This is a genomic window from Streptomyces sp. AcH 505 (assembly GCF_000818175.1).
In the GTDB taxonomy this organism is placed as follows: Bacteria; Actinomycetota; Actinomycetes; order Streptomycetales; family Streptomycetaceae; genus Streptomyces.
Window position 1 is genome coordinate 547,586 of sequence record NZ_JTIY01000001.1, and the last position, 7,794, is coordinate 555,379.

Annotated in this window: 4 protein-coding genes and 2 pseudogenes; 2 read left to right on the forward strand and 4 right to left on the reverse strand. The window is 70.7% G+C overall.

From position 1 onward, the window contains the following. Positions 1 to 480 (reverse strand): annotated as a pseudogene (locus HY68_RS02485) (hypothetical protein); the annotation flags it as partial. Positions 481 to 906: 426 nt separating this feature from the next. On the opposite strand from HY68_RS02485, the gene HY68_RS02490 reads away from it, so the two are divergent. Further along, the gene (locus HY68_RS02490; protein WP_041983969.1) at positions 907 to 1,509 is read left to right on the forward strand and encodes a bifunctional DNA primase/polymerase; all 603 of its coding nucleotides are present in this window, start codon (positions 907 to 909) and stop codon (positions 1,507 to 1,509) included. Between the two features lie 68 nt (positions 1,510 to 1,577). Here HY68_RS02490 and ftsY read toward each other — a convergent pair whose 3' ends face one another. Further along, complete coding sequence (gene ftsY / locus HY68_RS02495; RefSeq protein WP_041983970.1) at positions 1,578 to 2,807, reverse strand: signal recognition particle-docking protein FtsY; 1,230 nt, start codon at positions 2,805 to 2,807, stop codon at positions 1,578 to 1,580. Between the two features lie 131 nt (positions 2,808 to 2,938). Between ftsY and HY68_RS02500 the strand changes: the two are divergent. Then, positions 2,939 to 4,152 (forward strand): annotated as a pseudogene (locus HY68_RS02500) (transposase). 102 nt (positions 4,153 to 4,254) lie between these two features. Here HY68_RS02500 and HY68_RS02505 read toward each other — a convergent pair. Continuing rightward, complete coding sequence (locus HY68_RS02505; protein ID WP_041983971.1) at positions 4,255 to 5,676, reverse strand: sugar porter family MFS transporter; 1,422 nt, start codon at positions 5,674 to 5,676, stop codon at positions 4,255 to 4,257. Positions 5,677 to 5,782: 106 nt separating this feature from the next. After that, a partial coding sequence (locus HY68_RS02510; protein WP_157874429.1) for an AAA family ATPase occupies positions 5,783 to 7,794 on the reverse strand: 2,012 nt, incomplete at its 5' end.

Sequence of the window (7,794 nt, forward strand, 5' to 3'; positions counted from 1 at the left end):
CTCCCCCGCGGGTCCCGGCACCAGCCAGCGCTGCATCGGCTCGACGAGCGCGGGGCCCGCCGCCAGCGCCAGCGAGGAGCCGAGGAAGCCGCGCCGCGCCAGCATCAGGTCGCTGCGGGAGAACTCGCTGAGCAGCGCCACGGTCTGCGGCCCGGCCCAGGGCAGGTCGACGCCGGAGACCGAGGGCGACTGGTGGGCGGTCCGCAGGCCCAGGTCCTCGACGGTCACGACGGTGCCGAAGCGCTCGGAGAACAGCTCGGAGAGGATGCGCGGGATGGGTTCGCGCGGCTGCTCGCCGTCCAGCCAGCGTCTGACCCGCGACGTGTCGGTGCTGATGTGGTGCGCGCCCATCTCGCGTGCCTTGCGGTTGACTTGGCGCGCGAGTTCGCCCTTCGACCAGGCGCTGCGCACGAACCACGAGCCCAGCTGCCCGTTCGAGCGCTTGCCGGTGTCCGTGCCGTCTGTGCCGCTGCCACCCACTGGAACGCCCCCATCCGCTGAAACCACCTGTCGCGCGAACCACTGCCAGAATGCCCTGAGTTGCCATCGGCTGTCCGGAGGTTGCACCCCTTCGAACAGGAAACCGAGATGCCTCCGGCATACCCGCGAACACGCTCTCCCCGAGGTTCGTGCACTGAAAGTAATCCTACGATCACCCCTCTAGCGAGGGGGATTCAACAAACGCCACCATTCGCCACCCCTTCGAATGAACTCACCTGCGGCCGGGCGCGATTCACTTGACAGGCAACAGTCACGACGGCGGAGCGTCGCACGCCGGGGCGCGGGAATCACCTCCGCACCACCCTCGATGCCTCCACGCGCCGCCGAAGCGACCCGATGACGACAGAGAGTCACAGGCAGACTGCGAGTCGTAACCACCGGTGCACTCGACCCGTTGGAGGGGGCATGGGCTTCACGATCGGCGGAATCCGGGAGATGCGGTCCGGCGCGCGCCGCCGCAGCACAGAGTGCACCGCGGTGGCGGAGTACACGGGACTATGGGGCTGGGACGTGGCCCCGGGCGTGACGGCCGGCGGCCGCGTCGGCGGCGCCGGGACGGACACGGCGGCCGAGATCCCGGCGGGCTCCACGCTGGCCGAGGTGGCGCGGGCCTGGTCGCACGCGCCGGGCGCGGCCGTCCTGCTGCCGGTGGGCCGTACGTTCGACATCATCGACGTCGCACAGCCGGCGGGCAGCAGGGCGCTGGTCCGGCTGGAGCGCATGGGGCTGCCGCTGGGACCCGTGATGGCGACGGCCACGGGCCGCGCGCACTTCTTCGTGGCCCCCGGCGCCTGCGCCGAACTGCCCGAACTGCTCTACCGCATGGGCTGGGACGACGCGAATCTCGACCTCGTCGCCCACGGCCGCGGCAGCTTCGTCACCGCACCGCCCACCCCCGGGGTCCGCTGGCTGCGCCCGCCGTGTCTGGACACCGCGGCGGAACCTCCGCAGGCGCGGCTGGTGCTGGGGACCCTGGCGTACATCTGCCACCGCTCGACGGAGGCGTGAGCGCGGCAGGAGAAGCGGCGCGAGCGGCGCCGGGGGGTGCGGCGGCGGCCGCACCCCCGCCGGAACGGCTACGCGTCGCCGATCAGGGCGTCCACGAATGCGCCCGGCTCGAACGGCGCGAGATCGTCGGCGCCTTCGCCCAGACCGATCAGCTTGACCGGCACGCCCAGCTCGCGCTGGACCGCGATCACGATGCCGCCCTTGGCCGTACCGTCCAGCTTGGTCAGCACGATGCCGGTGATGTCCACGACCTCGGCGAAGACCCGGGCCTGCACGAGACCGTTCTGCCCGGTCGTCGCGTCCAGCACGAGCAGTACCTCGTCCAGCGGACCGTGCTTCTCGACGACCCGCTTGACCTTGCCCAGCTCGTCCATGAGCCCGGTCTTGGTGTGCAGCCGTCCCGCCGTGTCGATCAGCACGACGTCCGCGCCCTCGGCGATGCCCTCCTTGACCGCGTCGAACGCGACCGAGGCGGGGTCACCGCCCTCGGGCCCGCGCACCGTACGCGCGCCGACCCGCTCGCCCCAGGTCTGGAGCTGATCGGCGGCGGCGGCGCGGAAGGTGTCGGCGGCGCCGAGCACGACGGACCGCCCGTCGGCCACCAGCACCCGCGCCAGCTTGCCGGTCGTGGTGGTCTTGCCGGTGCCGTTGACCCCGACGACCATCACGACGGCGGGCGTGTCCAGGCCGCTCTCCGTCTTCACTGCGCGGTCGAAGTCCGTACCGAGCAGCGTCACCAGCTCCTCCCGGAGCAGGGAGCGCAGCTCCTCTGGCGTACGCGTACCGAGGACCCGCACCCGCTCACGGAGCCGCTCGACCAGCTCCTGGGTCGGCGCGACACCGACGTCCGCGGTGAGCAGGGTGTCCTCGATCTCCTCCCAGGTCTCCTCGTCGAGGTGCTCGCGCGACAGCAGCGTGAGCAGCCCCTTACCGAGCGTGTTCTGCGAACGGGCGAGCCTGGCGCGCAGCCGGATCAGCCGGCCGGCGGTGGGCTCCGGCACATCCAGTTCCCGGACGGGCGGCTCGGCCACCACCGGGTCCTCGACGGCCACCGGCGACCCGACAGCCTCGTCGGCCCCGGGAAGGCCGACCTCCTCGATGGTGCGACGGGACTCGTCCCGCGGCGTCTCCGCCTCGTCGCCGACATGTGGCTCGGCGGGCGGAGCAGTGATGGTCGGCGTCGACGACGGTGCCGATGGCGGCAGCTGCTTCTTCTTCCTGCGGCTGCCCACCACAAGCCCGCTGATCGCGCCGACCGCGACCAGGGCGATGACTACAACAAGGATGACGATTTCCATCCTCCGATCTTCGCAGGGAATTCCCGTCTTCTGGTCGGGCCGCCTTTGCGACTGCTCTCCGGCTTGGCGGGACCGGCATTCGGCGGACGGCGCACCGGTAAAATCACCGCCGACCCGGAGGGGGTGGGCTGATGATCCGCGCGTACACGTTCCTCATGAGGCCCACCGCACGCCAGGCAATCGCCCTCGGTGAGATGCTGCGCGATCACTGCTCCCTCTACAACGGGGCCTTGCAGGAGCGCCGTGACGCCTACCGGCATGTCTCGAAGACGGCGATCACGTACGGAACGCAGTCCGCTCAGCTCAAGGCCATCCGCGCCTTCGACCTCGATCGTCAGGGCCGCTGGTCCTTCAGCAGCCAGCAGGCGACGCTGCGCCGTCTCGACCGGGCGTTCCGGGCTTTCTTCCGGCGGGTCCGCTCCGGTGACACCCCGGGGTACCCGAGGTTCCGGGGCACCAGCTGGTTCGACACGGTCGAGTTCCCTCGGGACGGGGACGGCTGCCGGTGGGATTCCACTCCGCACGTCCCCGGCACCCGGATCCGTCTCCAAGGCGTCGGACACATCAAGGTCAATCAACACCGTGCCGTGACCGGCAAGATCAGAACGGTCTCGGTCAAGCGTGAGGGACGCCGCTGGTTCGTCGTACTCACCGCCGAGCAGGCCCGGCCCGAGCCGCTTCCCGTCACCGGCAGCGCCGTCGGTATCGACCTGGGCATCGTCCACTTCCTGGCCGACTCGCAGGGCGGCTTCCTCGACAATCCCCGCCACGGCCGGCGCACGGCCGACAAACTCACAACCGCCCGGCGGAAGCTGAGCAGGTTCCCGCGGGTACGCCGGGACAAGCGCACCCGCAACCATCAGCGGGCGGTGGAGAAGGTCGCCGCCTTGCACGGCAAGGTGCGTCGCCGGCGGCTCGATCACGCGCACAAGACGGCACTCGCCCTGGTCCGTGAGCACGATGTCATCGCGCACGAAGATCTCGCGATCAGCAACATGATCAAGACTCCCGCACCCAGACCGCATCCCCACCGGGCAGGCGATTTCCTGCCGAACGGAGCTGCCGCCAAGGGCGCACTGAACCGTTCGATCGCCGATGCCGGTTGGGGGGTGTTCCTGACGATCCTCACCAGCAAGGCTGAAAGCGCCGGCCGGGAAGTGATCGCCGTGGACCCGCGCAACACCTCAGGCACTGCCCCCGGTGCGGGCACACCGCGAAGGAGAACCGGCCCACCCGGGACACCTTTGTCTGCGTCTCCTGCGGCCACCGTGCGCACGCCGACACGGTGGGAGCCATCAACGTCCTACGGGCCGGGCTGGTCCGTCGCGAAGCCGAATCGGCATAGCGAGAAGCCCTGCCGCTTTCGGCGGGGAGGAGTCACAACGCTCCCAGTATCGGACCGCCGTGGTCGAGATTCTGGACCGGCCGATGCCGTCCTGGTTCGAGGTCAGCCCATTTCTTCGAGCGTCTTTCCCTTTGTCTCCTTCACGAAGATCAGTACGAACGGGATGGAGAGCACCGCGAAGCAGGTGTAGATGATGTACGTCCCCGACAGGCTCCAGTCGGAGGACAGGCTGGGGAAGCTGGCCGTGATGGCGTAGTTGGCGATCCATTGCGCGGACGCGGCGACGCCGAGGGCTGCCGCGCGGATTCTGTTCGGGAACATCTCGCCGAGGAAGACCCAGACGATGACGCCCCAGGACAGCGCGAAGAACAGCACGAAGACGTGCGCGGCGACGAGGGCCGTGGTGCCTTCGAGGGTGGGCAGTTTGCCGTCCACGAGTTTCGCGGAGAAGGCCCAGGCCTCCAGGGCGAGTGAGACCGTCATGCCGCAGGAGCCGACGAGGGCGAGGGGTTTGCGGCCTACGCGGTCCACCAGGACGATCGCGATCACGGTGCCGATGATGTTCACGATCGAGGTCGTGAACGAGTAGAGGAACGAGCTGGACGGGTTGATGCCGACCGACTGCCAGAGCGTCGCCGAGTAGTAGAAGGCCACGTTGATGCCGACGAGCTGCTGGAAGGCGGAGAGGCCGATGCCGACCCAGACGATGGGCAGGAAGTTGCGGCGGCCGTTCAGCAGGTCCTTGAAGCTGGACTTGTGCTCGCGGCGCATCGCGGTGTCGATCTCGGCGACGCGGGCGTCCAGGTCGACGTCGTCGTTCTCGACCTCGGCGAGCACTTCTCGCGCGCGGGCCCGCCGGCCCACGGAGATCAGATAGCGCGGTGACTCGGGGATCAGGAAGGAGAGCACCCCGTACAGGATCGCGGGGAGGACCATCACGCCGAGCATCCACTGCCAGGCTTCGAGGCCGCCGATCTTGCCGCGCTGGTCGCCGTCGGCGATCTGCAGGATGCCGTAGTTGACGAGCTGCGACAGCGCGATGCCGATGACGATGGCGCCCTGCTGGAACGAGCCGAGCCGGCCGCGGTACGCGGCGGGTGAGACCTCGGCGATGTAGGCGGGGCCGATCACCGACGCCATGCCGATCGCGAAGCCGCCGATGACCCGCCAGATGGCCAGGTCCCAGATGGCGAACGGGAGCGCGGAGCCGACGGCGCTGATGGTGAAGAGGATCGAGGAGATCTGCATGCAGCGGATACGGCCGATCCGGTCGGCGATCCGGCCCGCGACGGCGGCCCCGATCGCGCAGCCGATCAGGGCGACGGCGATGACCTGGGCGAGCGCGGCGGATCCGACGTCGTACTTCTCCCGGATCGCCTGGACGGCGCCGTTGATCACCGAGCTGTCATAGCCGAAGAGGAAGCCGCCCATGGCAGCGGCGGCGGCGATGAAGACGACGTGGCGGAGGTGGTCGGGACGGGCCGTCCGCCCTCCGGGCGGCGGCGCCTGCGCTGTACTGGTCACATGAACTCCTGGGGCCGCGCCGCCGTGCCGGCCCGGCGGGTGGGGGTGCGAGGCCCCTCCAGTTGGGCACAGGTCGCTCTCCCCCACCACCGGAGGTGGCGCGGCGTCAGCGCAGCCGCTGGCTGATCACCTTGGACACGCCGTCGCCCTGCATGGAGACGCCGTACAGCGCGTCGGCGACCTCCATCGTCCGCTTCTGATGTGTGATCACGATCAGCTGTGAGCTCTCCTGGAGCTCCTGCATGATGCGGATCAGCCGCTGCAGGTTGGTGTCGTCGAGCGCCGCCTCGACCTCGTCCATCACGTAGAACGGGCTGGGCCTGGCCTTGAAGATGGAGACGAGCAGCGCGACGGCCGTCAGGGAGCGTTCGCCGCCGGAGAGCAGCGAGAGCCGCTTGACCTTCTTGCCGGGCGGCCGGGCCTCGACGTCGACGCCGGTGGTGAGCATGTTCTCCGGGTCGGTCAGCAGCAGCCGTCCCTCGCCGCCGGGGAACAGCCGCGAGAAGACGCCCTCGAACTCGCGTGCGGTGTCCCGGTAGGCCTCGGTGAAGACCTGTTCGACGCGTTCGTCGACCTCCTTGATGACCTGGAGCAGGTCCGCGCGGGTCTTCTTGAGGTCTTCGAGCTGCTCGGAGAGGAAGTTGTGCCGCTCCTCCAGTGCGGCGAACTCCTCAAGGGCGAGCGGATTCACCTTCCCGAGTTGCTGATACGCCCGTTCGGCGGACCTGAGCCGCTTCTCCTGTTCGGCGCGTACGTACGGCACCGGCTGGTTGCGCGGATGCTCCGGGTCCTCCGGAAGCTCCTCGCCCTCGGCGGCGGGTGACGGTGCGACGAGCTGGTCGGGTCCGTACTCGGCGATGAGCCCGGCCGGTTCGACGCCCAGCTCCTCCAGGGCCTTGGCCTCCAGCTGCTCGATGCGCATGCGCTTCTCGGCGCCGAGCACCTCGCCCCGGTGCACCGAGTCGGTGAGCTTGTCGAGTTCGGCCTTCAGATCACGGCCCTGGTTGCGTTCGGCGACCAGTTCCTGTTCGCGCTCCGCCTTGGCGGCCTCGGCCGTGACGCGTTCCGCCTCGGCCCGTACGACCGACACCTCGACGTGTGCGAGCAGTTGCCTGGCCCCCGCCGCGACAGCCGAGGCGACCTGCGCCTCGTGGCGCAGCCGGGCCCGCCGCTGCTCGGCGCGCGCCCGTGCCTCGCGCTCCGCGCGGGCTCCCCTGTCGAGCGAGTCGGCCCGTCCGGCCAGCCCTTTGACCCGCTCCTCGTGGGTACGGACCTGGAGCCTGGCCTCCATCTCGGTCTGCCGGGCGTTGGCGCCGTCGGCGGCGAGCCGGTCCCTGACGGAGGTGTCGGGCTCCTCCTCGACCGGCGCCTCCTCGGCGACGAGCAGCCGCTCGGCCAGCTCCTCGGCCTCGCCGGTGGCGCGCTCCAGGGCTTCCTGCGCCTTCGCGGCCGCCGCTGCGGTACGTTCGGCCTCGCCGACGGCGCCGCGCGCCTGCCCCGAGAGCCGGCCGAGCTGCCCGGAAACGGCGGACTTGGCCCGTTCGGCGGCCCGCCTGCGCTCCCCCAGTTCCTCGACGAGCGCGGCGGATTCGGTACGCCGGGCGCCGGCCGCGTGCTGGGCCGCCGCCAGTTCTTCGCACCGTACGGCGAGTTCGGCCAGCGCGGCCGAAGCCTCGTCCACGGATGCCTGCACTTCGAGCAGGCTGGGCGCGCCCGCCGAGCCGCCGTGCGCGAAGTGCGCGCCGAGGACGTCGCCCTCGGTGGTGACGGCGGTCAGCTCGGGCCGCGCGGCGACCAGCTCCTCGGCGTCCTCCAGTGTCCCGACGACGACCATGTCGCGTACGAGCCGGGCGACGGCGCCCATGAGTTCGGCGGGTCCCCGTACGAGATCGACGACGGGTGGCGTGGTCGCGACGGACACCGCGACGGCGGGAGCGGTCGCGGGGACGGATCCGTCGGTCGCGGTGCCGGTGCCGGTCTCCGTCGCGGCCCCGGCGCTCTGCCGGGGTAGGGCGTCCGGCGCCGGCGGCGCGGCGGTCGTCCGGTGTTCGGCCTGGCCGGGCACCGTGCCCTGCGGGCGCGGCGCGCTCAGCAGCAGGGCCGCCCGACCGGCGTCCT

Coding starts and splice junctions, on each gene's coding strand:
- HY68_RS02490 (WP_041983969.1), top strand. CDS start 907: ATGGGCTTCACGATCGGCGGAATCCGGGAGATGCGGTCCGGCGCGCGC.
- ftsY (WP_041983970.1), bottom strand. CDS start 2,807: ATGGAAATCGTCATCCTTGTTGTAGTCATCGCCCTGGTCGCGGTCGGC.